At 66.0% G+C, this 23,775-nt stretch carries 27 protein-coding genes; 9 read left to right on the top strand and 18 right to left on the bottom strand.

All coding sequences use genetic code 11. The features are described from left to right. Positions 1-4: 4 nt before the first annotated feature. The 4 genes from FFS68_RS06935 to FFS68_RS06925 all read right to left on the bottom strand — a co-directional run bounded on the left by FFS68_RS06935 (position 5) and on the right by FFS68_RS06925 (position 1,501). Positions 5-196 carry a helix-turn-helix transcriptional regulator gene (locus FFS68_RS06935; RefSeq protein ID WP_137752454.1) on the bottom strand — a complete coding sequence of 64 codons (192 nt, stop codon included), beginning with the start codon at positions 194-196 and terminating at the stop codon, positions 5-7. Further along, positions 193-786 (bottom strand): hypothetical protein, encoded by a 594-nt coding sequence (locus FFS68_RS06930; RefSeq protein ID WP_249340054.1) that lies wholly within the window; start codon positions 784-786, stop codon positions 193-195. The genes FFS68_RS06935 and FFS68_RS06930 overlap by 4 nt, the downstream gene beginning before the upstream one ends. Before the next feature lies 1 nt (position 787). Then, positions 788-964, bottom strand: coding sequence for a hypothetical protein (locus FFS68_RS17835; protein ID WP_171003771.1), 177 nt, complete (start codon positions 962-964; stop codon positions 788-790). 90 nt (positions 965-1,054) lie between these two features. Beyond that, on the bottom strand, positions 1,055-1,501 hold the full coding sequence (locus FFS68_RS06925; RefSeq protein WP_137752453.1) for a MerC domain-containing protein: 447 nt from the start codon (positions 1,499-1,501) through the stop codon (positions 1,055-1,057). A 149-nt stretch (positions 1,502-1,650) separates the two neighbouring features. Here FFS68_RS06925 and thrS point away from each other — a divergent pair, with 149 nt between their 5' ends. From thrS to FFS68_RS06910, 3 genes are read left to right on the top strand one after another with little or no spacing between them, the layout of a single operon-like run. After that, positions 1,651-3,651: a threonine--tRNA ligase gene (gene thrS / locus FFS68_RS06920; protein WP_137752452.1), complete on the top strand. Its 2,001-nt coding sequence runs from the start codon at positions 1,651-1,653 to the stop codon at positions 3,649-3,651. Next, a complete protein-coding gene (locus tag FFS68_RS06915) occupies positions 3,648-4,514 on the top strand; it encodes a metallophosphoesterase (RefSeq protein WP_249340053.1) in 867 nt (288 codons plus the stop codon). Before thrS ends, FFS68_RS06915 begins: the two co-directional genes overlap by 4 nt. Beyond that, a complete protein-coding gene (locus FFS68_RS06910; protein WP_137752451.1) occupies positions 4,511-5,272 on the top strand; it encodes a sulfite exporter TauE/SafE family protein in 762 nt (253 codons plus the stop codon). Before FFS68_RS06915 ends, FFS68_RS06910 begins: the two co-directional genes overlap by 4 nt. A gap of 93 nt (positions 5,273-5,365) precedes the next feature. On the opposite strand, the gene FFS68_RS06905 is transcribed toward FFS68_RS06910, so the two are convergent. Both FFS68_RS06905 and FFS68_RS06900 read right to left on the bottom strand, forming a co-directional pair. Beyond that, positions 5,366-7,867: an FtsX-like permease family protein gene (locus tag FFS68_RS06905; RefSeq protein ID WP_137752450.1), complete on the bottom strand. Its 2,502-nt coding sequence runs from the start codon at positions 7,865-7,867 to the stop codon at positions 5,366-5,368. 115 nt (positions 7,868-7,982) lie between these two features. Beyond that, positions 7,983-8,654 (bottom strand): ATP-binding cassette domain-containing protein, encoded by a 672-nt coding sequence (locus FFS68_RS06900; RefSeq protein WP_137752449.1) that lies wholly within the window; start codon positions 8,652-8,654, stop codon positions 7,983-7,985. A 51-nt stretch (positions 8,655-8,705) separates the two neighbouring features. On the opposite strand from FFS68_RS06900, the gene FFS68_RS06895 reads away from it, so the two are divergent. After that, positions 8,706-9,425 carry an arylesterase gene (locus FFS68_RS06895; RefSeq protein WP_137752448.1) on the top strand — a complete coding sequence of 240 codons (720 nt, stop codon included), beginning with the start codon at positions 8,706-8,708 and terminating at the stop codon, positions 9,423-9,425. Positions 9,426-9,575: 150 nt separating this feature from the next. Here the strand turns inward: FFS68_RS06895 and FFS68_RS06890 are convergent, their stop codons facing one another. From FFS68_RS06890 to FFS68_RS06870, 5 genes are all read right to left on the bottom strand, one after another. Continuing rightward, the gene (locus tag FFS68_RS06890) at positions 9,576-9,899 is read right to left on the bottom strand and encodes a YnfA family protein (RefSeq protein ID WP_137752447.1); all 324 of its coding nucleotides are present in this window, start codon (positions 9,897-9,899) and stop codon (positions 9,576-9,578) included. A 40-nt stretch (positions 9,900-9,939) separates the two neighbouring features. Then, positions 9,940-10,344, bottom strand: a complete 405-nt coding sequence (locus FFS68_RS06885) for a hypothetical protein (protein ID WP_137752446.1) — start codon at positions 10,342-10,344, stop codon at positions 9,940-9,942. A 140-nt stretch (positions 10,345-10,484) separates the two neighbouring features. Next, complete coding sequence (locus FFS68_RS06880; RefSeq protein WP_137752445.1) at positions 10,485-10,943, bottom strand: outer membrane beta-barrel protein; 459 nt, start codon at positions 10,941-10,943, stop codon at positions 10,485-10,487. A 239-nt stretch (positions 10,944-11,182) separates the two neighbouring features. Beyond that, on the bottom strand, positions 11,183-12,427 hold the full coding sequence (gene rlmN / locus FFS68_RS06875; RefSeq protein WP_137752444.1) for a 23S rRNA (adenine(2503)-C(2))-methyltransferase RlmN: 1,245 nt from the start codon (positions 12,425-12,427) through the stop codon (positions 11,183-11,185). A gap of 77 nt (positions 12,428-12,504) precedes the next feature. After that, positions 12,505-13,248, bottom strand: a complete 744-nt coding sequence (locus FFS68_RS06870) for an SDR family oxidoreductase (RefSeq protein WP_137752443.1) — start codon at positions 13,246-13,248, stop codon at positions 12,505-12,507. A gap of 114 nt (positions 13,249-13,362) precedes the next feature. Between FFS68_RS06870 and FFS68_RS06865 the strand changes: the two genes are divergently transcribed. Then, entirely contained in the window at positions 13,363-13,755 is a 393-nt protein-coding gene (locus FFS68_RS06865) for a helix-turn-helix domain-containing protein (RefSeq protein ID WP_137752442.1), read from the top strand. A 92-nt stretch (positions 13,756-13,847) separates the two neighbouring features. Next, on the top strand, positions 13,848-14,351 hold the full coding sequence (locus FFS68_RS06860) for a hypothetical protein (RefSeq protein WP_137752441.1): 504 nt from the start codon (positions 13,848-13,850) through the stop codon (positions 14,349-14,351). 91 nt (positions 14,352-14,442) lie between these two features. Here FFS68_RS06860 and FFS68_RS06855 read toward each other — a convergent pair whose 3' ends face one another. Further along, positions 14,443-14,772, bottom strand: a complete 330-nt coding sequence (locus tag FFS68_RS06855; protein ID WP_137752440.1) for a UrcA family protein — start codon at positions 14,770-14,772, stop codon at positions 14,443-14,445. A 152-nt stretch (positions 14,773-14,924) separates the two neighbouring features. On the opposite strand from FFS68_RS06855, the gene FFS68_RS06850 reads away from it, so the two are divergent. Further along, positions 14,925-15,806: a LysR family transcriptional regulator gene (locus tag FFS68_RS06850; RefSeq protein ID WP_137752439.1), complete on the top strand. Its 882-nt coding sequence runs from the start codon at positions 14,925-14,927 to the stop codon at positions 15,804-15,806. On the opposite strand, the gene FFS68_RS06845 is transcribed toward FFS68_RS06850, so the two are convergent. Both FFS68_RS06845 and FFS68_RS06840 read right to left on the bottom strand, forming a co-directional pair. Beyond that, entirely contained in the window at positions 15,803-16,495 is a 693-nt protein-coding gene (locus FFS68_RS06845) for an aspartate/glutamate racemase family protein (RefSeq protein ID WP_171003769.1), read from the bottom strand. The two genes, FFS68_RS06850 and FFS68_RS06845, sit on opposite strands and share 4 nt — an antisense overlap. Positions 16,496-16,680: 185 nt before the next feature. Continuing rightward, positions 16,681-17,178 (bottom strand): hypothetical protein, encoded by a 498-nt coding sequence (locus FFS68_RS06840; protein WP_137752437.1) that lies wholly within the window; start codon positions 17,176-17,178, stop codon positions 16,681-16,683. A 172-nt stretch (positions 17,179-17,350) separates the two neighbouring features. Here FFS68_RS06840 and dnaN point away from each other — a divergent pair, with 172 nt between their 5' ends. Next, positions 17,351-18,466: a DNA polymerase III subunit beta gene (gene dnaN / locus FFS68_RS06835; RefSeq protein WP_137752436.1), complete on the top strand. Its 1,116-nt coding sequence runs from the start codon at positions 17,351-17,353 to the stop codon at positions 18,464-18,466. Positions 18,467-18,499: 33 nt separating this feature from the next. Here the strand turns inward: dnaN and FFS68_RS06830 are convergent, their stop codons facing one another. Then, positions 18,500-19,843 (bottom strand): sorbosone dehydrogenase family protein, encoded by a 1,344-nt coding sequence (locus FFS68_RS06830; protein ID WP_137752435.1) that lies wholly within the window; start codon positions 19,841-19,843, stop codon positions 18,500-18,502. A 183-nt stretch (positions 19,844-20,026) separates the two neighbouring features. On the opposite strand from FFS68_RS06830, the gene FFS68_RS06825 reads away from it, so the two are divergent. Beyond that, positions 20,027-20,242 (top strand): hypothetical protein, encoded by a 216-nt coding sequence (locus tag FFS68_RS06825; RefSeq protein WP_137752434.1) that lies wholly within the window; start codon positions 20,027-20,029, stop codon positions 20,240-20,242. 115 nt (positions 20,243-20,357) lie between these two features. Here FFS68_RS06825 and argC read toward each other — a convergent pair whose 3' ends face one another. The 3 genes from argC to FFS68_RS06810 all read right to left on the bottom strand — a co-directional run bounded on the left by argC (position 20,358) and on the right by FFS68_RS06810 (position 23,721). Next, on the bottom strand, positions 20,358-21,284 hold the full coding sequence (argC, locus tag FFS68_RS06820) for an N-acetyl-gamma-glutamyl-phosphate reductase (protein WP_137752433.1): 927 nt from the start codon (positions 21,282-21,284) through the stop codon (positions 20,358-20,360). Positions 21,285-21,287: 3 nt separating this feature from the next. Continuing rightward, positions 21,288-22,187, bottom strand: coding sequence for a C40 family peptidase (locus FFS68_RS06815; RefSeq protein ID WP_137752432.1), 900 nt, complete (start codon positions 22,185-22,187; stop codon positions 21,288-21,290). A gap of 130 nt (positions 22,188-22,317) precedes the next feature. After that, a complete protein-coding gene (locus tag FFS68_RS06810; protein WP_137752431.1) occupies positions 22,318-23,721 on the bottom strand; it encodes a leucyl aminopeptidase family protein in 1,404 nt (467 codons plus the stop codon). Positions 23,722-23,775 lie beyond the last annotated feature (54 nt).

The following is a 23,775-nucleotide window of genomic DNA, read 5'->3' as shown; positions in this document are numbered from 1 at the left end:
GGGCTCAGTCTCTCAGGAATATCTCTTCGATCGGCAGCCCGAACAGGTCGGCGATGCGAAAGGCGAGGGGGAGCGAGGGGTCATATTTGCCCGTCTCGATCGCGTTGACCGACTGGCGCGACACTTCCAGCCGCTCGGCCAGGTCGCCCTGGCTCCAGTCGCGCTCGGCACGCAGGATTTTCAGGCGGTTTCTCACGACCCGCTTATCCGCCGCCGGATTTGCGACAGGCCAAGGCCGATGGCCCAGACCGGAACGACGATCCAGCTTTCGACGTGCGGCACGACTTTAAAGCTCTCGAGGAAACCCCACACGGTCGAAACGATCAGCAGCAGGCCGAGCCCGAACAATGCGTCGCCGACATAACGCATCTTCAGATATTCGTCGGTTTCCTCGATCAGATAGCGATAGAGCGCCCAGACGTAGTAGAGGATCGGCAGCGCCGGCAGCACCGCGATCAGCCACAGCAGCGGCCCGTCCGGTTTCAGCCAGTCGTTGACCGAGATGGCGAAGAACAGCGCGGCGACATAGCCGAACGCCCAGACCAGCCCGCGCCGGTTGTAGCGGCTCAGCGCCGGTGAGTTGCATCCGGCGAGATTCCCCCCGCGCTCGGCCGAACGGATCAGGGGGATCAGCAGGAGCATCGGCGGCAGCATGACGGCCATGCTCCAGAAACCGTTCAGGCCGACGGTGCGCGCGAAAATGCCCGTCCCGAACATGGCGACCATGAATGCGAGACCCCACAGCAACGGGGCGCGATTGCGCGGCATGGCGGCATCATCGGCCATCTCAGACGCTCCGCCGCCGCAGCGCGCACGGCTTGGCATTGATCGTCGCGATCATCAGCGCGGGAATGACCATGATCAGCGTCTGCGCCGATGTTTCGGAGATCAGCTCAAAGATGCTGGCGACGGCGACGAGTAGACTCGCGGCCGCCCATGGCAGAGCGCGAAGAATTTGCGGCATAGGTCAAGCTCCCTTGTTAATCAGTAAAGGGACATTGACACTGGATCCAACTCAAGTCAAGCGACATTGACAGAAAGATTGGGTTGTTTGTCACGGCGGACTGTTGTGACGGCCGGGCGAGCGACCCAGCGCCGCGTCGCCGCGATGCCGCAAGCGCCAGTTGACGACGTGCGCGCTCGCCAGCGCCAACGCGCCGAGCGAGGTGAGCAGGCGGTCGGCCGCCGCGCGATCGGCTACCGCAACCCATCCCTCATGCGCCGCCAAACCGCCTGCCAACAGGGTCAGGCCGACGCCCGCGAAGGCGGCGGGGCTCAACCGGGCGTGGCGGCGCCAACCGTCGGTCATGGCGATCAGCGCCGCGGGCAGCGCGAGCAACAGGATCGCGCCATGCGCCCATTCGGGCGTCGCTATCCAGCGGCTGAGCGCGGGTGCGAGCAGGATCAGCAGCGGCAGGGCGAGGCAATGGGCGAGGCACGTCAGCGACAGGCTGATCCCCAGCAGGTCGGCAAGGCGGGGGCGCGCGGCGGGGAGGCACATGATGGGGAAACTTTCGCGGGAGGGGCTTGTGGGGCGAGATAGTGATACAATGTATCATTGCAAGTCCGATTGTGAATCCGCCCCTTGCCGCTGGGGGTTCATGCTGGCAAAGGAACCCGGCAATTTTGCCCAGAAAGGCTATAGTTTCGATGTCCCAGATGATCCGTGTCACCCTTCCCGATGGCTCTGCCCGGGACGTCGTGCGCGGGACTACCCCGGCACAGATCGCCGCCGACATCGGACCCGGCCTGGCCAAGGCGGCGCTTGCCGCGAAAATCGACGGCGAGCTGCGCGACATCATGCGCCCGCTGGAGGAAGACACCAATCTGGCGCTGGTGACGAGCCGCGACGAGGCCGACGCGCTCGAACTGGTGCGCCACGACTATGCCCATATCCTGGCCGAAGCGGTGCAAAACCTGTTTCCGGGGACGCAGATCACCTTTGGTCCCTCGACCGGCGACGGCTTTTATTATGACTTCGCCCCCACCGCCGACCATGGCCCGTTCCGCGACGAGGAACTGCCGCTGATCGAGGAAGAGATGCGGCGGCTGATCGCGGCCGACCTGCCGCTCACGCGCGAAGTGTGGGAGCGCGACAAGCTGATCGCCAAATGGCAGGCCGACGGCGAGACGTTCAAGGCCGAGTGGGCCGCCGAACTCCCCGCGAACGAGGAACTCACCGTCTACCGCTCCGGAGACGGCTGGATGGACATGTGCCGCGGCCCGCACCTCGCCTCGACCGGCAAGCTCGACCCCGCGGCGTTCAAGCTGACGCGCGTGTCGGGCGCCTATTGGCGCGGCGACCAGAAGAACGCGCAATTGAGCCGCATCTACGGCACCGGCTGGCTCAACAAGAAACAGCTCGCCGAACATCTGGTGCGGCTCGAGGAGGCCGCGAAACGCGACCACCGCAAGCTCGGGCAGGAAATGGACCTGTTCCACCTCCAGGCCGAGGCGCATGGTTCGGTGTTCTGGCACCCGAAGGGCTATATGATCTGGCGCGAGCTCGAGGCCTATATGCGCCGCGCCATCGACGGTGCGGGCTACCGCGAGGTCAAGACCCCGCAGGTGATGGACGCGCGCCAGTGGGAACAATCGGGCCATTGGGGCAAGTATCGCGAAAATATGTTCGTGATCCCCGACGAGGTGCCCAACGTCGAGGATGAAGGCCCGATCGTTTCGGACGATGCCGAGTGGATGGCATTGAAGCCGATGAACTGCCCGGCGCATGTGCTGATTTTCCGCCAGGGGATGAAGTCGTACCGCGACCTGCCGCTGCGTCTCTATGAAAATGGCTGCTGCCACCGCAACGAACCGCATGGCGCGCTGCACGGGCTGATGCGGGTGCGCCAATTTACCCAGGACGATGCGCATATTTTCTGCCGCGAGGACCAGATCGTCAGCGAAGTGCAGGATTTCTGCGCGCTCGCCGACCGCATCTACAAGGAATTCGGCTTCACCTATTCGATCAAGCTCGCGCTCCGCCCCGAAAAGCGGTTCGGGACCGAAGCGATGTGGGACATGGCGGAGACCGAGCTGCGCGCCGCGGTGGCCGCCGCCGGACTGAACACCCCGGACTATGGCTGGGAAGAACTGCCGGGCGAGGGCGCTTTTTATGCGCCCAAGCTCGAATGGCATCTGACCGATGCGATCGGGCGGACCTGGCAGGTCGGGACGATCCAGTCCGACCGCGTCCTCCCCGACCGCCTCGACGCATCGTACATCGCCGAGGATGGCGAGCGCCACCGCCCGGTGATGCTGCACCGCGCGATCTTTGGCAGCTACGAACGCTTCATAGGCATTTTGATCGAGCATTTCGCGGGCAAGCTGCCGGTGTGGCTCGCGCCGGTGCAGGCGGTGGTCGCGACGATCGTGTCCGACGCCGATGACTATGCGAAGGACGTCACGGCGCAGCTGGCGGCGGCGGGGGTGCGCGTCGAAACCGACCTGCGCAACGAAAAGATCAACTACAAGGTCCGCGAACACAGCCTCGCCAAGGTTCCGCACCTGCTCGTCGTCGGCAAGCGCGAGGCCGACGAAGGCACGGTCGCGATCCGCACCCTTGGGCAGGAAGGCCAGCGCATCTTGCCGCTCGCCGAGGCGATCGCGCTGCTTCAGGGTGAAGCGACGCCCCCCGACCTGCGCCGTTGATCGCCGCGCCCGAACGTCGCCCGCGCCGGTGGCTGCGCTGGCTGTTGCTGCTGGCGCTGCTCGGCGCGGCGCTTCTTGCCAAGGGCTATTGGAACGCGACGCGCGATCCGGTGGTCCGCACCACGACGGTCGCGGTCGCCGACTGGCCGGCGGGGCAGCCGCCGCTGAAGCTGCTGTTGCTGTCGGACATCCATGTCGCCGGCCCCGACATGCCGCCCGAACGGCTCGCCAGGATCGTCGCGCAGCTCAACCGGCTGCGCCCCGACCTTGTGCTGATCGCGGGCGATCTCGTCAGCGAAAAGCGCAGCGCGACGCATATCTACACCGCCGCCGAAGTCGTCGCGCCGCTCGGCAAGCTGCGCGCGCCGCTGGGCGTGGTCGTGGCGCCGGGCAATCACGATCATTGGTTCAAACCCGACGCGCTGCGCGGCGAACTGGAACGGCGCGGGCTCCGCGTTCTACAGAATGAGGCGGTGCAGCTTGGCCCGCTGATCGTCGGCGGGGTCGATGACGATTATTCGGGGCACGACGATGTTCCGGCAACGCTGGCGGCCATGGACCGGCTCGGCCCCGGCGTGCCGCTGATCCTGTCACACAGCCCCGATATCGTCCCCGACGTGCAGCGCACCGTCGCCGCGATCTTCGCCGGCCACACCCATTGCGGCCAGATCCGCTTCCCCTTCGTCGGCGCGCTGACCTATGTCTCGCGCTATGGCGACCGCTTCGCGTGCGGAGACATGACCGATGGCGGTCAGCGTGTGTTCGTCGGCGCGGGGTTGGGGACCAGCCTGCTGGCCCTGCGCTACAACACCCCGCCCGACGCGTGGCTGGTGACGCTGGGACCACAGGCACCGGCCAAATGACCGACCTGCAAAGCCTGGTCGGCATCGCGCCGCTGACGCTCGCGGGGGCCGCGGCCATGACTTTTGGCGCGGCTTATGTGCGCGGGCTCACCGGGTTCGGCATGGCGATCATCCTCGTGCCCTTGCTCGGCCTGATCATCACCCCCGGCGAGGCGGTGGTGCTGGGCATCCTGCTACAGCTGCTGATCGGGCCGGTTGGGCTGAAGGTCATCCTCGCCGATGCCGACCGGTCGACCGCGGTGCCGATCGCGCTGATCGCGATGGCGACAACCCCGATCGGTATGGTCGCGCTCGACGCGACGACCCCCGACGCGGCGCGGCTGCTGATCACCCTGATCGCGGTCGGCGCCTTTGTCGCGGTGCTGCTGCCCAAACAGCCCGAGGGGCACCGGCCCGGCCGCGCCGCGATCGGCGGCACCGGGATCGCGTCGGGCATCCTGACCGGCTTTGCCGCGATGCCCGGGCCGCCGGTCGTCCCCTTTTATCTGCGCCGCTCGCTGCCGCCCAGCGTGGCGCGCGCGTCGATGATGCTGATCTTTTTCGCGACCGCGATCGCCGGCACCCTCGCCGCGCTATGGGTAGGGATCGCGACGTGGCGGCTGCTCATCCTCGCCCTATTGCTCTTCGCGCCGATGTGGGTCGGCAACCGGATCGGCGGTCGCCACTTCGGCCGCGTCGCGCCGCATGTGTGGCAGGCGATGGTCGCGGTCGTGCTGGGGCTGGCCGCGGTGTCGGCAGTGGTGCGAATCCTCACCTAACCCGTCCGTGTCGAGCGAAGTCGAGACACCCATCGGCGGCGCCCGACCTCGCGGTGTCTCGACTTCGCTCGACACGAACGGACTTGAGGGTGGCTACAGACTCCGCAGCGCCTGCGCCGGTTTGGCCGACAACAGAGGCCAGCTGCCCGCGATGCCGATCAGGAACGACAGGCCAGCGCCGCCGACCAAGGTCGCACCGACGATCAGCGGATCGGGGGCAAAGGTGAAATCGAACAGGCTGACCACGACATAGCGCGCCGCGATCAGGACCAGCCCGAGCGCCAGCACCGCCAGCACGGCGGCCAATACCGCATATTCCATCGCCTGCGCGCCCAAAATCTGGCCGCGCGACGCGCCGAGCAGCTTCAGGATCACGCTGTCATACACCCGCCGCTCGCGGCTGGCGGCGATCGCGCCGATCAGCACCGCGATGCCGGCGAGGATCGCGATGCTCGCCGCCGCCGCGATCGCCTGGCTCATCTGGGTCAGCAAAGTCGTGACCTGCGACACCACATCGCGCACCGCGATCAGCGATGCGGAGGGAAAGGCGCGCGGGATGCTGCGCGCCAGCACCGTCTCGGCGGCCGGGTCGACCGCGACGGTCGCAACCATATTGTGCGGCGCGGCGTCGAAGGTGCCGGGCGAAAAGACGAGCACATAATTCAGCCCGAAATTGTCCCATTGCACGGTGCGGAAGGATGCGACCTTTGCCTGCACCTCGACCCCCAGCACATTGACGCTCAGCGTATCGCCGATCTTGAGGCCCAGCGAGGTTGCGACCTCCTGCTCGACGCTGACCAGCGGCGGTCCCTTGTAATCGGCCGCCCACCAACGGCCGCCGACCAGCTCGCTGCCGCTCGGCGGCACCGCGCTGTACGTCAGCCCGCGGTCGCCGCGCAGCACCCACGCGCCCTCGGGCAATTCGGCGAGCTCGTCGACGCGCTGGCCGCGAAATTCGGTGACGCTGCCGCGCAGCGCCGGGATCATGTTGATCTGAGCATCGGGTGCCGCGCCGGTCACCATCGACCGGAACTGCCCGGCGCCGTCGCGCGGCACATCGAGCACGAAAAAGCTCGGCGCGCGCTGGGGTACGGTGCGCGAAATCTCGTTGGTGATGCTGGTCTGGATCGCCGCCAGGGTGACGAACAGCGTCAGCCCCAGCCCGAGCGCCACGACCAGCGCGCCGGTCGATGCCCCAGGCCGGTGCAGATTGGCGAGCGCGAGTCGTAGCAGCGGACGGCGCGGGCGGGGCAGGCGGCTCGCGGTGCGGCGCACCAGCCAGCCGAGCCCGACGAGAATCAGCAGCAGGCCGATCGCCGCCCCGATAAAGCCCAGCGCGAACAGCGGCTCGCGCGCGGTGCCGACCGCCAGTGCGACGATGGCGCTTAATGCAACGGCAACCGCGATCAGCGCGGACCGGTCGATCCGCCCCCCCTTGTCGACGGTGGCGCGATATAATCCTGCCGCAGGGATATGTTTCGTCGCCGCGAGCGGCGGTAGCGCAAAGGCAATGGCGATGAGCAGACCATAAGCGGCGCTGACGCCAAGCGGCAGCGGATAAAGCGCAAAGCCCGGCCGCACCGGCAATACGTCACCGGCAATCGCGCCGATCGCGACCGGCGCCAGCGCGCCGACGATCAACCCGGCGAGGATCGAAACCGCAGCGACCGCCAATATTTGCAAACCATAGATGCGCAAAACGGTCGCACTGTCGGCGCCGAGCACCTTAAGCGTCGCAAGGCCGGGGCGCTTGCCCGCGAGGTAACTGGCGACGCCATTGCCGACGCCGATCCCGGCGATCACCAGCGCGGCAAGACCGACGAGCGACAGAAATTGCCCCATGCGTTCGATGAAGCGCCGCGTCCCCGGCGCGCCGTTGCTGCTGTCGGTGATGTCCCAGCCGGCTTCGGGGAATTCGGCGGTCAGCGCCTTGCCGACCGCTTCCGGATTGGCGCTGGCGGGCAGGCGGACGCGATATTTGCTTTCGTACAGGCTGCCCGGCTGGATCAGTTGCGTGGCGGGCAGATCGGGCAGCCCGATGATCGCAACGGGGCCAAGCGTGAAACCTTCGCCCAGCCGGTCGGGTTCTTCGGTGATGATACCGTCGATCCGGAACGTCGTTTCGCCGAATTTGACCCCGCCGCCGACTTTCAGGTCGAGCCGCGAGGCAAGATCCTTGCCGATCCAGATGCTGCCCGCGGGCGGCGGGCCACGGCGCACGCCGCTGTCGAGCCGCATCGTGCCATAGAGCGGATAGGTGCCATCGACGGCCTTCAACTCGGACAGCAAGGCATCGCCGCCCGGCGCATTGGCCATCGCGCGCATCCGCACGGTGGCCGACGGCGTGCCGACGCGGCGGAACCCGGCCATTTCTTCGGCCGTCGCCTGCCGCTGCGGGATGCCGAATTCGATGTCGCCGCCCAAGATCGTCTGCCCGCGCACCTCGAGCTCCGACGTGATGCCGCTGGTCAGGCTGCCGATCGCGGCGAGCGTCGCGACGCCCAGGAACAGGCAGACGGCGAGCAGGCGCAGGCCGCGGATGCGCGTCGCCAGATCACGGCGCGCGATCCGCCACAGGGAAGCTAGGGGGAGCATCAGAGCAAAACCTCCGACATCCGTTCGTGTCGAGCGAAGTCGAGACACCCATCGGAGTAGAGCAAGGTCGAGGGGCATCTCGACTTCGCTCGATGCGAACGGAACGGGAGGGAGTTCACGCCGCCCGTTCCTCAATCCGCCCGTCATGCATCACAACCACCCGGTCGCAATGCTCGGCCAGTTCGGGATCGTGGGTGATGATGAGCAACGTCGCGCCCAGCGCCGCGCGGCGCGCAAAGATCAGGTCGATGATCGCATGGCCGGTCGCAGTGTCGAGGTTACCGGTCGGCTCGTCGGCAAAGATGATCGCGGGTTCGCTCGCCATCGCGCGCGCAATCGCGACGCGTTGCTGTTCGCCGCCCGACAGCTGCGCCGGATAATGGGTCAGGCGGTGGCCGAGCCCGACGGCTTCGAGTTCGGCGGCGGCGCGCCCGAACGGGTCGGCGATCCCCGCCAGTTCCAGCGGCACCGCGACATTTTCCAGCGCGGTCATCGTCGGCAGCAGGTGAAAGGCCTGGAGCACGATGCCGATGCGCCCGCGGCGCGCGCGCGCCAGTTCGTCCTCGTCCATCTTCGTGAAATCGAGCCCCGCGACGCGGATGCTGCCGCCATTGGCGCGCTCCAGCCCCGCGAGCACCGCCATTAGCGAGCTTTTGCCCGACCCCGACGGCCCCAGCAGCGCGACCGACGCACCCGCGGGAACCTCCAGATCGACGCCGCGCAAAATTTCGACGGGGGCCTTGTCGCTGCCGAGTGTCAGCGTCACATTATGAGCGGCGATCGCCATCTCGGGCGCCAGGACCGGTTGGGGTCGAGTGTCGGGCAAGGAGAGAAACCTTTGGAAAAACGAACGGCCGGATGGCGCTCTTACGCTTTATATGGTTGCGCCATCGCGCTTTGCCAACCGCTCGCCGCATGCGGATCGGCGGAAGCCCCGGCGGCTTCGACCAACGACAAGGTTGCCGCCAAAGCTGCGCCCGCGATTCCCGCTGACGCACCGCTGGTCATCGCTTTCGGTGACAGTCTGTATGCTGGGTACCAGCTGGGGCCGAAAGAGGGCTTGGCGCCGCAATTACAGGCCGCACTGGCTGCGGACAGCGTGATCGCGCGGGTGCAGAACGCCGGGGTGTCGGGCGATACGACCGCGGCGGGGCGCCAGCGGCTGACCTATGTCCTCGACAATGCAAAAGCCAAACCCGCGCTGGTGATCCTGGGGCTGGGCGGTAACGACATGCTGCGCGGCATCGGCCCCGACCAGACGCGCGCCAATCTCGACGCCATGCTGGCCGAGCTGAAAAAGCGCGAGATTCCGGTACTGCTGACCGGCATGATGGCGGCGCCGAACCTGGGCAGCGATTATGCGAAGAAATTCAACCCGATCTATTCGGAGCTAGCCGCCAAATATGATGTGAGTTTCTACCCGTTCATTCTCGACAATGTCGTGACCGACAAGGCGCTGATGCTCGGCGACAATATGCATCCCAATGCGAAAGGGGTGGCGGTGGTCGCCGAGGGGCTGGCGCCGCTGGTCGAACAGGCGTTGCCGGACGCGGGGTAGCGCAATCCTCCCTGTGGCGAAGCCATGGGGAGGGGGACCGCTCATCGCAGATGAGTCGTGGAGGGGCGGCGGCGTTGGCGCCATGGCCCCTCCGTCAGCGCTTCGCGCTGCCACCTCCCCATGGCTACGCCACAGGGAGGATTGAGAAGGTCAACTCCCCCGCGGCCCAAATAATATGATCGCCGCGCCGCCCAGGCACACCGCGGCGCCGATCAGATCCCAGCGGTCGGGCTTGGCGCCCTCGACCGCCCACAGCCACAGCAGCGCCGCGGCAATATAGACCCCGCCATAAGCGGCATAGGTGCGCCCGGCATGATCGGCATCGACTAGCGTGAGCAAATAAGCGAACAGCGCCAGCGACGCCATGCCGGGGGCGAGCCACCACACCGACTTGTCCAGCCGCAGCCACGCCCAAAAGGCGAAGCAGCCCGCGATTTCAGCCAGCGCGGCGGCGATATAGGCAAGAGCGGTCATGCGCCGATCGTGGCGCCGCGCCGCCCGAAAGGGAAGGGCGTTATCCCGCCGCTTGCTCGAACTTCGGTTCGCGGTCGGCCAGCGCGGCATCGACCAGCTCGTCCAGATGCCGGTTCCGCTCTGCCGACATCATTCCGGCGCATTGGTTGACGACGCGGATGGTCTTGCCGTCTTCGCCCACCGGTTCGATCGCAAGCGGGCACCACCAGCCGCTGCCGTTCTGGCTGTCGTCGAGAACCTGCCACTCCAGCGTTTGTTCGTAGTTCACCTTGACCTGCGGCTTCAGCGACGACGATCCGGGAAGAACGCCGCGATCGAAATCGGCCGACAGCAAAATGCGCCGCGCGTCCTCGGCGGGCATCGCATAGGTTTTTTCTGCCACGCCGCCCGCCGAACAGCTCCCGAGTACTGCGCCCGCAATCAGACCGAAAACAAGATTTTTCATCGCCCACCCTCCGTTGGCGACCACCCTAGGTCAGAGCGGTAAAAATCGACTGAACAAGGGGATAGCGGCAGCTGGCGGTCAAAAGAAAAGGGGCGACCCGCGGGCCGCCCCTTCCTGATCTGGCTTGCTGTTCCGAAGGATCAGAACGCGAAGCCGACGCCCGCGACGAAGGTGTCGAAGTCGCCGAAGTTCTCGATGAACTGGTGACGATATTCGGCCTTGGCATACAGGTTCTGGCCCAGCTTGTGCTGGTAACCGGCACCGACATACGGGTCCTTGACGTCGCTGAAGGTGTAGCCGCCGGTGACATAGGCCTTGCCAGCCGCGCCAACCTTGGCGCCGACACGGCCGCCGGCCGAGAACTGAACGTCCGCACCGTCGACGAGCACCTTGTCGCCCGCGACTTCGGCGCCGACAAATGCCGCGCTGCCCAGGTCGAAGTCATAACCGGCAGCGAGGCCTGCCGTCGCTTCGTCGATGCCGTTGCCGGTGATCAGGCCGCCGCGCACTTCGACGCGGCCTTCGCCGCCTTCGGCCGCCATGGCGGGGGTTGCAACGATGGCCGTCAGGAGAGCGGCTGCAACTGCGAATTTCTTCATTTATCGTTCCTTCTACATTTGTGCGGCCACGCCCTTTGGGTCGTGGTCCACGCCGTAAATGGCGTTCGCAGCTGTCGCTTCAATGAACGGAAGTGTCTTTATGTGACAATTTTCTTACCTGTGTTATTTTTACCACACAGTATAGAATAGCTATGCAGCCGCGGCGTGCGGAATCTGGCGCTTTCCTGCGGATGTGAGGTGAGGCGAATGCGATCCTGCGGGACCGGATCGGGCGTCGTTTAGCCCAGTGCTGCCTGTTTTTCGTCCGCAATGCGGTCGAGTTCGGCGCGGCTTGGCTTGGTCGCGGCGCTTTTCAGCTGCCCGCACGCCGCCATGATGTCGCGCCCGCGCGGGGTGCGCACCGGCGCCGAAATCCCGGCCTTGAAAATCAGGTTGCTGAACGCGCGCACCCGCTCGGGCGACGAACATTCATACATCGCGCCGGGCCAGGGGTTGAACGGGATCAGATTGACCTTGGCGTGCAGGCCATATTGCTTGATCAGCCGCACCAGCTCGCGCGCGTCGTCGTCGCTGTCGTTTTTGTCCTTCAGCATCACATATTCAAAGGTGATCCGCCGCGAATTGCCCGCGCCCGGATAGTCGGCGCACGCCTTCAGCAATTCGTCGATGCCATATTTGCGGTTGAGCGGCACGATCTCGTCGCGGATTTCCTTCGACACCGCATGCAGCGACACCGCCAGGTTGACGCCGATTTCCTCGCCTGCGCGCGCCATCATCGGCACCACGCCGCTGGTCGACAGGGTGATCCGGCGGCGCGACAATGCCAGGCCGTCGCCGTCCATGACGATCTTCAGCGCTCCCTTGACCTCGTCGAAATTATACAGCGGCTCGCCCATGCCCATCATCACGATGTTGGTCAGGATGCGGCCGTCGGCGGTATAGTGGCCGCCTTCCTCGTCGTCCTCATCCTCGGGATCGGGGCCGAAGCCGGCCATCGTCCCCTTGGGCCATTCGCCCAGCTCGTCGCGCGCCAGCATCACCTGTCCGACGATCTCGCCCGCGGCAAGGTTGCGGACCAGGCGCATCGTCCCGGTGTGGCAGAAGCGGCAATTGAGCGTGCAGCCGACCTGGCTCGACACGCACAAGGTTCCCCGATCGGCGTCGGGGATGAACACCATCTCATATTCCTGGCCGTCGGCGGCGGCGAGCAGCCATTTGCGTGTCCCGTCGCTCGACACCTGCGCTTCGCGCACCGTCGGGCGGCCGATGATGAAGCGGTCGGTCAGCCACGGGCGCATCGTCTTGGCGATGTCGGTCATCGCCTCGAAATCGGTGACCCCGCGATGGTACATCCAGTGCCAGATCTGCTTGGCGCGCAGCTTGGCGCCCTTCGCGTCCAGACCCGCCTCGACCAGCACCCCGCCGATCGCGTCGCGGGTCAGCCCGACCAGGTCGATGCGGTTGCCGCCGCGCAAGGGAACGGTGCCCGTGGTGACGGGGTCGATATGGCCGGGAATCTGCATGATGGGCGCGCATATAGGGGGGAAGGGCGGATTGTGCAATCTGCCGCCATCCCCTCCCTTTCAGCGGGAGGAACAACTCACAACGAAGCCAGCATCCCCAACACCTGCGGTACCGTCCCGTTGGCCTCGGCATGGCGCAGCGGCAGGACATTCTGCACCAGAATTTCCTCTGGAGTCGGCGCCTGCGCAAACAGCGCCATCACCTCGTCGGCGAAGTCGTCGAGCGGCATATAGTTCTCGCGCGTCGATTGTCCCGGTGTCAGGTCGGTGCGCACCGCGGGCGGCGCCAGCTCGATCACCTCGACCTCGCCCGCCAGCTGGATGCGCAGCGCGACCGAATAGCTGTGCATCGCGGCTTTCGTCGCCGAATAGGTTGGCGCCTTGGGCAAGGGCACAAACGCCAGCCCCGACGTGACATTGACGATCGCCGCGTCGTTCTGCGTCGCCAGATGGTCGATCAGCGCGTCGGTCAGCCGGATCGGGCCAAGGACATTCGTCAAAACGGTCGCTTCGGCGTCGGCCAGATCGCGCTTCGCGCTCGCATCCTCGCTGCTCATAATCCCGGCATTATTGACCAGCACATTGAGCCCGGGATGCTTCGCGACGATGTCTTTGGCGAAGGTCGCGATCGCATCGGCGTCCGTCACGTCGAGCGTCATCGCCGACATATTCGGTCGTCCGGTAATCGCGGCGTCGAGCTTCGCGGCGTTGCGCCCGGTAATGATTACAATGTTGCCCGCGTCGTGCCAGCGCTGTGCGAGCGCCAGCCCGATCCCCGAACCGCCGCCGCTGACGAGGATGGTGTTGCCTGTCGTGTTCATGATCTTCCTCCTTGGGGGATGGTGAGAAGACCCAAATAGACCTACACTCTCCAAAAGAAAGTAGGCACCTCAAAGTGCTATAGTTACCCAAAAGAGAGAATTGGATTTTGCGCCATGTCGACCGCCGAAAATTTTGCCTATGACCCGAATATGCCGGTCGATCCCCGCGTCGAGATACTGGTCAACGAGCTGATCGGCCGCGTCGCCGACAAATGGACCTTGCTCGTGCTCGAAGAGCTGGAGGATCATGGCACCTGCCGCTTCACGCGGCTTTCAAAGCTCGTTCCCGGGATCAGCCAGAAGATGCTGACCCAGACGCTGCGCGCGATGGAGCGCGATGGGCTAGTACATCGCACGGTCTATCCCGTCGTCCCGCCCAAGGTGGAATATGGCCTGACCGCGCTGGGCCACAGCCTGGGCGAGGCTTTCTGCGGGGTTTGGCAATGGGCCGAGGCGAATCTGGCCGATGTCGAAAGTGCTCGGGCAGCCTTTGACGGGCGCGGCTAGCCAATTGGCCCCCTTGAACCAGTACATTATCACGGCTGGCAGGGGTTGCCGCGCGCCCTAAACTATCGACAGACGCCTGAAGGGTCATCCACATGCACCGTATCATTTCGCTGGCCGCAATCGGTCTGGCCATGACCGTTACGCAAACCGCATCGGCGGCGCCGGGGCAGAAAATCTGCACCCGCCATTCGACCATCCTGCTGGAGCAGGGTGAAAAGGCCGAGGTCAACGGCGCCGGGTCGAGCGGGGTCGAATTGCTGATTTCAGGCCCCGCAGGACAATGGATTTTCGCCGATTATAATGGGCTGTCGGCCCCCGGTGCGGGCGATGTCCAGGTAGCGTCGAACAAAACCCAGACCATCGTCCGCCGCGGCCAGTTGCCGCAAATCTATGTCCTCTATTCCAAGGCATCGCGGCTGATCGAGGGCAAGCAGCTCACCGCCTTTGTCAGCGGCCTGTACCTCGACCGGCGACCGCTGGCCAAACCCAGGATCACCGGAACCGACACCGACAAGGCGGTATGGAACAGGGTGCTGCTCGGGCAGACCGGCGGCTGTGATTTGCGCTGGGTGCCGGGACAGGGATTGGTGAAATAGGCCAGCGCCCATCGCGCCCCGGGCGATGCCGCCACGGGGCGCCGTGCGCCGCCCGGCTCTCACGTCATCGGGTCAAGCCCGCACCTACGGATCATTTCCGGATCGAACTGACGCGAATGACCTGATGGCGCGCCGCGTCGGCGATCGCCACCTCGGCCTGCGCCGTCGCCGTCGCCCGCGTGTCGGCGCGGCATTGCCGAACGTCGTTCTTGCCTTTCAGATCGAAATCCGACGCGGTGCCGCACACCTCGACGACGGCCCGCCAGATGCGGCGGTCCAGGCTTTTGGCACCGGCCTCGGTCCGCAGGTCAAGGTCGCGATGCTGGACGGCGACGCTGGGGTTGGCGGGCGCCGACTGGGCGAACACGGGCTGGCCAACCGACGTGGCGGCCAGCGCGGCGAGGATCAAAAGTTTTTTCATCTTATGTCTCCATCGGCCGGCTTGTGGAGGAGGGGAGGAAGCCGGTAGCAGCGAGATAGGCGTTCGCCGGGCGCGCGAGGAGCAACGATGTTGCAGGGCTATTCTGCAAAATTGCAGAATGCCGCGAAGCCGCTTATGACGCACAAGACGCCATGTACGATTGGAACGACCTTAAAGCCTTTCTCGCGGTGGCCGAGACCGGCAGCACGCTATCCGCGGCGCAGGCGCTGCGGGTCAGTCAGACGACCGTCGCGCGGCGGATCGCGGCGCTCGAGGAGGCGACCGGCCTCAATCTGTTCGAGCGGCGGCAGGTGGGATATGCGCTGACCCCGGTGGGCGACGCGATGCTGGCGAGCGCCGTCGCGGTGCGTGACGCGGCCGATCGCTTCGGCGCGGCGGCGGGGGCACGGTCGCGCGATGCCGGCGGCACGGTCAGTCTGACGACGATGGAAATTTTTGCGGTGACGATCCTGCCGCCGATCCTGCGCGACCTGCGCGCCGTCCATCCCGGCATCCACATCCAGCTCGACACGTCGGACGAGCAGCGCGATCTGGCGAGCGGCGCCGCCGACATCGCGATCCGCAGCAGCAAGCAGCCGACCGGCGCCGGGCTGGTCGGGCGGCGCATCGCCGACAATCCATGGACGGTCTATTGCAGCCGCGATTATGCCGATCGCCACGGCATCCCGCACAGCCGCGAACAACTGGCCGCGCATCCGTTCATCGGCGGCGGCGGCGGGGTGTGGGAACCCTATCAGGCGTGGCTGCGGCAATATGGGCTCGAAACATCGGTGGTGATGAAATATGACACCGGCACCGGCCTGCTTGCCGGGGTGCGATCGGGCATGGGGCTGACCATATTGCCCGCCTTCATCGCTGACCGCGAACCCGACCTGATCCGCTGCATCCCGCCCAAAAAGGAAGACACGACGGGACTATGGCTGCTGACCCATGAACGGTTGCGCCATGTGCCGCGGGTGCGGCTGGTGCTCGATTTCCTGGCGGTCGAACTGACCAAACTCGCGCGCAGCTAGCTTGTCAGCGCCGCCTCGACCGCGGCATCAACGTGCAGCGCCAGCGTGTCGAACAGCGGCACCGGGCTGTCTTCTTCGCCGACCAGCAGCATGATTTCGGTGCAGCCGAGGATGATCGCCCGCGCCCCCCGATCGATCAGCGCGGCGATCACGCTGCGGCACCGGTCGCGCGACACGTCGTTGACGACGCCCTGAACCAGTTCGTCGTAAATGATGCGGTGGATCGCCTCACGCCCCGCGTCGTCGGGAACGATCACCTCCAGCCCCGCCTTCGCCAACCGGCCCTTCAGGAAATCCTGCTCCATCGTAAAGGCGGTGCCGAGCAGGCCGACGCGGCTGAGCCCGGCGGCGTTGATCGCCGCCGCGACGGGGTCGGCGATATGGATCAGCGGGATGGGCGAGGCGGCCTCGACCGCATCGGCGCAGCGGTGCATCGTGTTCGAGCAGATCAGGAGAATGTCGGCGCCGCCGCGCGCAAGCATGTCGGCCGCCTCGACCATCGCGCGGTCGAGCGCCGCCCAGTCGCCCTGCGCCTGCAACGCGGCGACCGGCGCGAAATCAAGCGAGTGCATCATGATGTTCGCGGCATGGAGACCGCCCAGCCGCTCGCGCACCTGCCGGTTGATCTGCCGGTAATATTCGGCCGAGCTTTCCCAGCTCAAACCGCCGATCAGGCCGAGTGTCTTCATCGCGTCAATTCCATTCCGAAATCGCTGTCCTACAATATTCCGCCGATTTAGCCTGCGGGGCGATGATGCGCGACACAGCTTTCCTCCTGACCGCTACAGCCGCCCTTCGGCGCCGCGCAACGCGTGCGACGAAACGCGATTTGCGCGTGAAGTTGCGCAGTTTTTCGTCACTTTCCCAAATCGCCCTACCGCAGCTTCGCGCATCCCAGCGCCGCCGCGTCGATCGCCGTGGCGGCGCCGCGCAACCGGTATGTATCGGCGATCGCACCGCCCGACGCGGTGCTGCTTGCAATGCTCATGCTGGGGGCCGATCGCATCGCGGCGACGATCGCGGCGTCCATCCGGGGGTCGCTGGCCCAGCCATGCGCGCCATTGCCGGTCAGGATGAAGCGGCGGCTGCCGATGGTCAGGCGCAGGTCGCGCCCTGGCGCGCGCGCCTTCGACAGGCGGACATAGAATTGCCCGCGGATCCGCGATTTCGGCCAATATCCGACGCTGGCATAGGCTTTGACCTGCGGGGTGCCGATCGTTGCCGAGGGGGCGGCGAGGGCGTAGCAGCGCGGCGTGGCGGGATCGCGGAACGCGCCCCAGCCGTCGAAAATGCCCAATGCCGTCGGAACGGCGGCGAGCGCCACGGCGGGCATTGCCGCCAACATCAGGAAAAGGGAGACCCGGCGCCGCATCGGCCCTCGTTCGCGCGATTGGGGATGCTTTGCAAGCATGGCTTGCACGTGCCGACGCGTGCGTTAAGGAAGGTGAGCATTTTCAGGGGCCGGGAATCGGGGCAACGAATCGCCTCCGATGGCGGCCCTTTCAGGGACTTCTCCCGCGGAACACAGGGATGGCGGATTTAGAATGAAAGCGACGATCGAACGCGCAGTGTTGTTGAAGAGCCTTGGCCACGTCCAGTCGGTGGTCGAGCGGCGCAATACCATTCCCATCCTGTCGAACGTCCTGATCGAAGCCGATGCGTCGGGCCAGCTGAAGCTGATGGCGACCGACCTCGATCTGCAGGTCGTCGAAACGATCGCGGCCAAGGTCGAAACCGCGGGCACTACCACCGTGTCGGCGCACACCCTGTTCGAAATCGCGCGCAAGCTGCCCGAGGGTGCCGAGGTCAGCCTCGCCGCCGCCGAGGGCAAGATGCAGGTCAAGGCGGGCCGCTCGAACTTCAACCTGCCGACGCTGCCGCGCGACGATTTTCCGGTGATCGCCGAGGGTGATCTGCCGACCAATTTTGAACTGCCGGTGGCCGAGTTGATCCAGATCATCGACAAGACGCGCTTTGCGATTTCGACCGAAGAAACGCGCTATTATCTGAACGGCATTTTTCTGCACGTCGCCGAAGACGCGTCGGGTCCGGTGCTGAAGGCCGCGGCGACCGACGGTCACCGCCTCGCGCGCTATACCGTCACCCGTCCCGAAGGCGCGTCGTCGATGCCCGACGTCATCGTACCGCGCAAATGCGTCACCGAAATCCGCAAGCTCCTTGACGAGGCCGAGGGCAATGTCGAAATCAGCCTGTCGGCGAGCAAGATCCGTTTCCAGCTCGGCAACGCCATCCTGACCTCGAAGCTGATCGACGGCACCTTTCCCGATTACAGCCGGGTCATCCCGACCGCGAACGACAAGCTGCTCAAGGTCGATCCGAAAAGCCTCTATCAGGGCGTCGATCGCGTCTCGACGATCGCCAGCGAAAAAACCCGCGCGGTGAAAGTCAGCCTCGACAAGGACCGCATCACCCTGTCGGTGACCAGCCCCGAAAATGGCACGGCGGCCGAAGAAATCGCTGCGGGTTATGACAGCGACGCGATCGAAATCGGCTTCAACGCCCGCTATCTCAGTGACATCCTGGGCCAGGTCGATGGCGACACCGTCGAACTCCACCTCGCCGACGCCAACGCCCCGACACTGATCCGCGAAAGCGAAAAAAGCCCCGCGCTGTACGTGCTGATGCCGATGCGGGTGTAGAAAACCCCTCCCCTGAAGGGGAGGGGCTCTAAGCTACCCCGCTTTCGCGACCCGCCAGATCACCCCGCCGGTGTCGTCGGCAACCAGCGCGCTCCCATCCTTCGCGACCTTCACATCGGCCGGGCGGCCGCGCGTCGTCTTGCCGTCCTTGCCCAGAAACTGGTCGAGCAGGGTGACGGGCAGCGCGTCGACCGGCTTGCCGTTCGCACCGAACTTGACGAATACGACGCTGTAACCCGACACCGGTTCGCGGTTCCACGACCCGTGCAGCGCGACCAGCGCGCCGTTCGCCCAGCGGTCGCCCAGATCGAGCCCCTGGGTAAAGGTCATGCCCAGCGGCGCGGTGTGCGCGCCCAGGCCATATTCGGGGCGCTTGACATATTGGCGGCGATCTTCGGCCTCGGGCTCGACCCGCGGGTCGACGAAGCCGCCCCAATAATACCAGGGCCAGCCATAAAAATCGCCCTCGGTGACGTCGGTCAGATAGTCGGGGACAAGGTCGCTGCCCAGCATGTCGCGTTCGTTGACCACGGTCCACAGCCGCTCGCTGCCGGGATAGAAGCCCAGCCCGACGGGGTTACGGATGCCCGCGGCAAAGGTGCGGATATATTTCTGATCGGGACGCACTTCGAGCACGCTGGCGCGGCGAAACTCGCGGTTCATGCCCTTTTCGCCGATATTGCTGTCGGCGCCCACGCCGATATAGAGCCAACCGTTGGGCGCAGCGACAAGGCTTTTGGTCCAGTGGCGATTGGTGCCCTTGGCGGGCAGGTCGACGATCTTGGTGGGCTTGCCGCTCATCTTCGTCTCTCCCGCCACATAGGGGAAGGCGAGCAGCGCATCGGTGTTGGCGACGTACAGCGTGTCACCGACCAGCGCCATGCCATAGGGCGAGTTGAGGCCCGTCAGATAAGCGGTCTTGACCTCGGCCCTGCCGTCGCCGTCGGCATCGCGAAGCAGGGTGATGCGGTTCGCCGAGGGGCGGCGACCGGTGCCGCCCTTGGTCATCAGATTGCTCATGATCTTGCCCTCGACACCCGAGGTGTCGCGCGGCGGACTCTGCGATTCTGCGACCAGCACGTCGCCATTGGGCAGCACGAGCATGGTGCGCGGATGGTCGAGCCCTTCGGCAAAGCGCTGGGCCACCAGTCCCTGCGCCGCGCGCGGCGCCTGACCCGCGGGCCAACTCGTCGCTTCGGGGACGTTGACGGTCGGGAAGGTTTCGGTCTTCTGCGACGCCATCACCGGCACCCGGCCGCTGAGTTCGGCGGTCGAGAAGCGGGCGACGTCGGGCCGCGACATGATGTACAGCGTCACGCCGCCGACGATAATCAGCAGCAACAGGGCGAGGGCGACATATTTCAGGATCTTGCGCATAGCTCTTACCTACACGGACCAAGCGCGGCGGCAAAGAGGCGAAACGCGCCCGGTACGGCCCAGCAAAGGGTTAACCGCACGCGCACTTCGATTAACCTTACCCCAATCTTCATCACGGTTGGGAACGGCGCGGTGAGGCGCGCGCTTTAGGAGAACGGCTCCAAGGCAACGGACGGGGACTCCATGCATCTGCCTGCACCATTTCTGACCGATCGCGCTGCGGTCGACGATGCCCATGCGCTGATCCGCGTGCATGGCGAAGAAGCCGGTTTCGCCGCCGCCGCGCGCGCCGAACAATATCGTGTGCTGGGCAATCACGTCCATTTTGCGCGCTGGCGCCAGATCGAACGGCTGATCACCTATCTGGCGGTCGAGGATATTCTCGACACGGTACACTGAGGGTCAGCGCCACAGCATTTTGTCATTGCGAGCGAAGCGAAGCGAAGCAATCCAGGGCGGGTTACGCTACGCTGGATTGCCGCGTCGCTTCGCTCCTCGCAATGACGACGGAGAGCTAAAGCCGCAGCCCCGCCGTCTCCGGCAATCCTGCCATGATGTTGAGATTCTGGACGCACGCGCCGCTGGCGCCCTTGCCCAGATTGTCGAGCCGCGCGATCAGGCGCGCCTGACTGGCGTCGGCATTGGCGAAAACGAACAGCTCGATCCGGTCGTCGCCCGCATCCGACGCGCGAAGCAGCATTTCGCCATCGGTCGGCGCTTCGCCCATCACCACGATCGGGCTGGTGGCATAGAAATCCGTCAGCGCAGCGCGCAACGCATCCGGCGCACCCGCCTTGGGCATTGCGCTAAGCGGCAGCTGGACATCGACCACCATGCCGCGATGCGCGGGGATGACCGAGGGCGAAAACAGCGGTGCGATCGACAGGCCGCAGCGCGCCTGCATTTCCGGCACATGCTTGTGGCCAAGCCCCAGCGCATAGCCCCGCCACGCGATGTCGCGATCCTGCTCGAACCGCTCGATCAGCGCCTTGCCGCCGCCCGAATAGCCGCTGACGGCGTTGCAGGCATAAGGCCAGTCGTCGGGCAGCAGCCCGGCGCGGACGAGCGGTGCAATCAGCGCGATAAAGCCGGTCGAATAGCAGCCGGGATTGCTGACCCGTGCCGCACCGGCGACCGCGTCGTGCCCGCTCACCTCGGGAAAGCCATAGACCCAGCCCGGCGCGACGCGGTGCGCGGTCGATGCGTCGATGACGCGGGTGCGATCATTGGCAATCATCGCCGCCGCCTCGCGCGCCGCATCGTCGGGCAGGCAGAGGATGACGAAATCGGCGTCGTTCAGCGCCTCGCGCCGCGCGCCGGCGTCCTTGCGCCGCGCGTCATCGATCGCGAGCAGCGAAAACTCGCTCCGCCCCGCCAGCCGCTCGGCAATTTCCAGGCCCGTCGTTCCCGCCGCGCCGTCGATGAAGACCGTCTGTGTCATGGTTTATCGCAGTCGTTTATATCCGCTCACCGGCGGATTATGATCCTTGGCGGCCGAACGTGCGACGACGTCGGCCAGCGGTTCTGTTTTCACCGCCATCCATCGTCGGCTGGCGTGGATGATATTGCGCTCGTCGGCCATGATCCCGACATGGCCAGGAAAGAATACCAGATCGCCGCGCGCCAGCGCCGCCGGATCGACGTCTTTGTCCGCGCCCAGTGCTGCCAGCTGCAAATCGCTGTCGCGCGGCAATTGCACCCCCGCGGCGGCCCAGCTCAGTTGGGCCAGCCCCGAACAATCGATGCCCTTCGACGTGCGGCCGCCCCACAGATAGGGGGTGCCGATCAGTTCCTCGGCGCGTCCGGCGGGGTCGGCATCTTCGGCGCCAACCTCGACCAGCGCCGCCAACGGCAGATAGCCGTGCGCCGTGACCAGCCACTCGCCCTCGACCTCGCCCATCACCAGCGCGCCGCGCGGCAGGACGGCGGGCCCGCCGCTCGCCGCGTCGGGGGCGCTGTGCAGGATGGCTTCGATCATCTCGACGCGATGGGTCGGTGCAATCGGCGCGGCCAGCGCGTCGGCGGACAGATAGCCGACATAATGGTCGGCGAGGCAATATCCCCAGGCCCAGCCGCCGGTGAGGTCGAGCAGGGCAAAGCCTTCGCCGAACAGCAATTCGCTCGTCTGGTCGGCGTCCAGCGACGGCGATCCGCGCAGCACCGCGGCGGGCAACACGCCGCTGCGCATCATCGGCGCGGCATAATGCGGGGCGAAATGCTGTCCGGCGACGGCGATGTCGGCCAGGTCGGGACGGATGGCGACGATGCGCGGGTCATAGGCCTGCGACGTACCGGTCAGGCCAAAGCGATCGCGGCCCGCGCCCGCGGCGCCGGGGCGCCCCATGCGAACGCGATGTGCCGCTGAATTATCGCCGCTTTGACCTGTCACGTGCCGTCCCGTAAATAGCTGTTCCGCGCCCCCGGCGGACAATCGCGCGCCATTAGACCAGCCGGACCCGCTTTATCAAGAATGTTCAGGCTTTGCCGCGCCGGTCGTAGCGCGCCTGCAGCATCGCCCACGCGGCGCGCAACCCCAGCGCGGCGCCGCCCTTGGGGCGACCGGGCTTCGCCGACGGGCGCCAGGCAAAGGTGTCGAGATGCGCCCATAGGGCGCCGTCGGGCACGAAGCGCTTGAGAAACAGCGCCGCGGTGATCGTCCCGGCAAAGGCCGAGCTGCCCGCGTTGCCCAGGTCGGCGATGTCGGTTTCGAGCAGATCGGCATAGCCGTCCCACAGCGGCATCCGCCACAGCGGGTCGTCGCGGTCGATCCCGGCGGCCAGTATCGCATCAGCCAGCGCGTCGTCATTGGCGAACAGCGGCGGGAGGTCGGGGCCAAGCGCGACGCGCGCGGCGCCGGTCAGCGTCGCGAAATCGACGATCAGTTCGGGCTTGTCTTCGCCCGCTCTGGCCAGCGCATCGCCCAGCACCAGCCGTCCCTCGGCGTCGGTGTTGCCGATCTCGACGGTCAGTCCAAGCCGACTTTTCAGCACGTCGCCGGGGCGAAATGCATCGGCCGAGATCGCATTCTCGGCCGCCGCGACCAGGCAGTGCAGCCGCACCGGCAGCCCGCTCGCCATCACCAGTTCGGCGAGCGCCAGCACATGCGCGGCGCCGCCCATGTCCTTTTTCATCAACCGCATGCCCGATGCTGGCTTGATATCCAGCCCGCCGCTGTCGAAACTGACCCCCTTGCCGACCAGCGCGATACGCGGATCGCCGTCCTTGCCCCACTCGATCTCGATCAGGCGCGGCGCGTGATGCTTGGCCGCGGCGCGGCCGACCGCGTGGATCATCGGGTAACCCTGTTCCAGCGCCTCGCCCTTGGTCACGGTCAGCTTGCCGCCATGCGCCTTGGCGATGCGCTCGGCCGCCTTTTCGATCGCCGCCGGTCCCATGTCGGCGGCGGGGGTGTTGACCATGTCGCGGACCAATGCGGTCGCGCGCATTTCGGCGACGAGCGGCGCGATCGCGCCGACATCGGTGGTCAGCAGTACGCGCGGTCCTTTGGACTCGACCTTCGCCCGATAGGTGTCGAACCGATATTGCGCGCTCATCCAGCCGAACAACGCCTTGCCCGGTTGTCGGCCCTCCACCCGATAACGCCCCTCGGGCAGGATCTGCCCGAGCTTGGCGAGGCACCAGGCAGACAGGCTATCGGTGCTGGCGACGGTCGTCACGACCGCCCATTTGTCGGGGTCGTCACCGGGCAGGATCGCGTGAACATAAGCATCGGGCTTGAAACCCACCGCGGCGAGGTGCGCGCGTTCGCGCACGCTGCGGCCCTTGAGCCATTCGGCATAGCTCTTTTTGTCGACAAGATGGATCGTGCGGGCGTCCTGCCCCTTGTCGGGCTGGATCAGGTTGGAATAGTCGGTCATGCGGCTGGTGCTAGGCCGCCGTGGATATTTTGTCGATTCCCGGCGTTATGCTGG

Source organism: Sphingopyxis sp. L1A2A, assembly GCF_005502465.1.
Lineage (GTDB): Bacteria > Pseudomonadota > Alphaproteobacteria > Sphingomonadales > Sphingomonadaceae > Sphingopyxis.
This window is presented reverse-complemented; position numbering and strand designations above follow the sequence as displayed.

What these genes read in the sequence shown, in the direction of transcription:
- FFS68_RS06925 (WP_137752453.1), bottom strand. Translation starts at nt 1,501, where the DNA reads ATGTGCCTCCCCGCCGCGCGCCCCCGCCTTGCCGACCTGCTGGGGATC.
- FFS68_RS06905 (WP_137752450.1), bottom strand. Translation starts at nt 7,867, where the DNA reads ATGCTCCCCCTAGCTTCCCTGTGGCGGATCGCGCGCCGTGATCTGGCG.
- argC (WP_137752433.1), bottom strand. Translation starts at nt 21,284, where the DNA reads ATGACACAGACGGTCTTCATCGACGGCGCGGCGGGAACGACGGGCCTG.
- FFS68_RS06825 (WP_137752434.1), top strand. Translation starts at nt 20,027, where the DNA reads ATGCATCTGCCTGCACCATTTCTGACCGATCGCGCTGCGGTCGACGAT.
- dnaN (WP_137752436.1), top strand. Translation starts at nt 17,351, where the DNA reads ATGAAAGCGACGATCGAACGCGCAGTGTTGTTGAAGAGCCTTGGCCAC.
- FFS68_RS06840 (WP_137752437.1), bottom strand. Translation starts at nt 17,178, where the DNA reads ATGCGGCGCCGGGTCTCCCTTTTCCTGATGTTGGCGGCAATGCCCGCC.
- FFS68_RS06855 (WP_137752440.1), bottom strand. Translation starts at nt 14,772, where the DNA reads ATGAAAAAACTTTTGATCCTCGCCGCGCTGGCCGCCACGTCGGTTGGC.
- FFS68_RS06910 (WP_137752451.1), top strand. Translation starts at nt 4,511, where the DNA reads ATGACCGACCTGCAAAGCCTGGTCGGCATCGCGCCGCTGACGCTCGCG.
- rlmN (WP_137752444.1), bottom strand. Translation starts at nt 12,427, where the DNA reads ATGCAGATTCCCGGCCATATCGACCCCGTCACCACGGGCACCGTTCCC.
- FFS68_RS06810 (WP_137752431.1), bottom strand. Translation starts at nt 23,721, where the DNA reads ATGACCGACTATTCCAACCTGATCCAGCCCGACAAGGGGCAGGACGCC.
- FFS68_RS06845 (WP_171003769.1), bottom strand. Translation starts at nt 16,495, where the DNA reads ATGAAGACACTCGGCCTGATCGGCGGTTTGAGCTGGGAAAGCTCGGCC.
- thrS (WP_137752452.1), top strand. Translation starts at nt 1,651, where the DNA reads ATGTCCCAGATGATCCGTGTCACCCTTCCCGATGGCTCTGCCCGGGAC.
- FFS68_RS06885 (WP_137752446.1), bottom strand. Translation starts at nt 10,344, where the DNA reads ATGAAAAATCTTGTTTTCGGTCTGATTGCGGGCGCAGTACTCGGGAGC.
- FFS68_RS06890 (WP_137752447.1), bottom strand. Translation starts at nt 9,899, where the DNA reads ATGACCGCTCTTGCCTATATCGCCGCCGCGCTGGCTGAAATCGCGGGC.
- FFS68_RS06860 (WP_137752441.1), top strand. Translation starts at nt 13,848, where the DNA reads ATGCACCGTATCATTTCGCTGGCCGCAATCGGTCTGGCCATGACCGTT.
- FFS68_RS06815 (WP_137752432.1), bottom strand. Translation starts at nt 22,187, where the DNA reads ATGGGGCGCCCCGGCGCCGCGGGCGCGGGCCGCGATCGCTTTGGCCTG.
- FFS68_RS06870 (WP_137752443.1), bottom strand. Translation starts at nt 13,248, where the DNA reads ATGAACACGACAGGCAACACCATCCTCGTCAGCGGCGGCGGTTCGGGG.
- FFS68_RS06930 (WP_249340054.1), bottom strand. Translation starts at nt 786, where the DNA reads ATGGCCGATGATGCCGCCATGCCGCGCAATCGCGCCCCGTTGCTGTGG.
- FFS68_RS06830 (WP_137752435.1), bottom strand. Translation starts at nt 19,843, where the DNA reads ATGCGCAAGATCCTGAAATATGTCGCCCTCGCCCTGTTGCTGCTGATT.
- FFS68_RS06880 (WP_137752445.1), bottom strand. Translation starts at nt 10,943, where the DNA reads ATGAAGAAATTCGCAGTTGCAGCCGCTCTCCTGACGGCCATCGTTGCA.
- FFS68_RS06900 (WP_137752449.1), bottom strand. Translation starts at nt 8,654, where the DNA reads ATGGCGATCGCCGCTCATAATGTGACGCTGACACTCGGCAGCGACAAG.
- FFS68_RS06850 (WP_137752439.1), top strand. Translation starts at nt 14,925, where the DNA reads ATGTACGATTGGAACGACCTTAAAGCCTTTCTCGCGGTGGCCGAGACC.
- FFS68_RS06865 (WP_137752442.1), top strand. Translation starts at nt 13,363, where the DNA reads ATGTCGACCGCCGAAAATTTTGCCTATGACCCGAATATGCCGGTCGAT.
- FFS68_RS17835 (WP_171003771.1), bottom strand. Translation starts at nt 964, where the DNA reads ATGCCGCAAATTCTTCGCGCTCTGCCATGGGCGGCCGCGAGTCTACTC.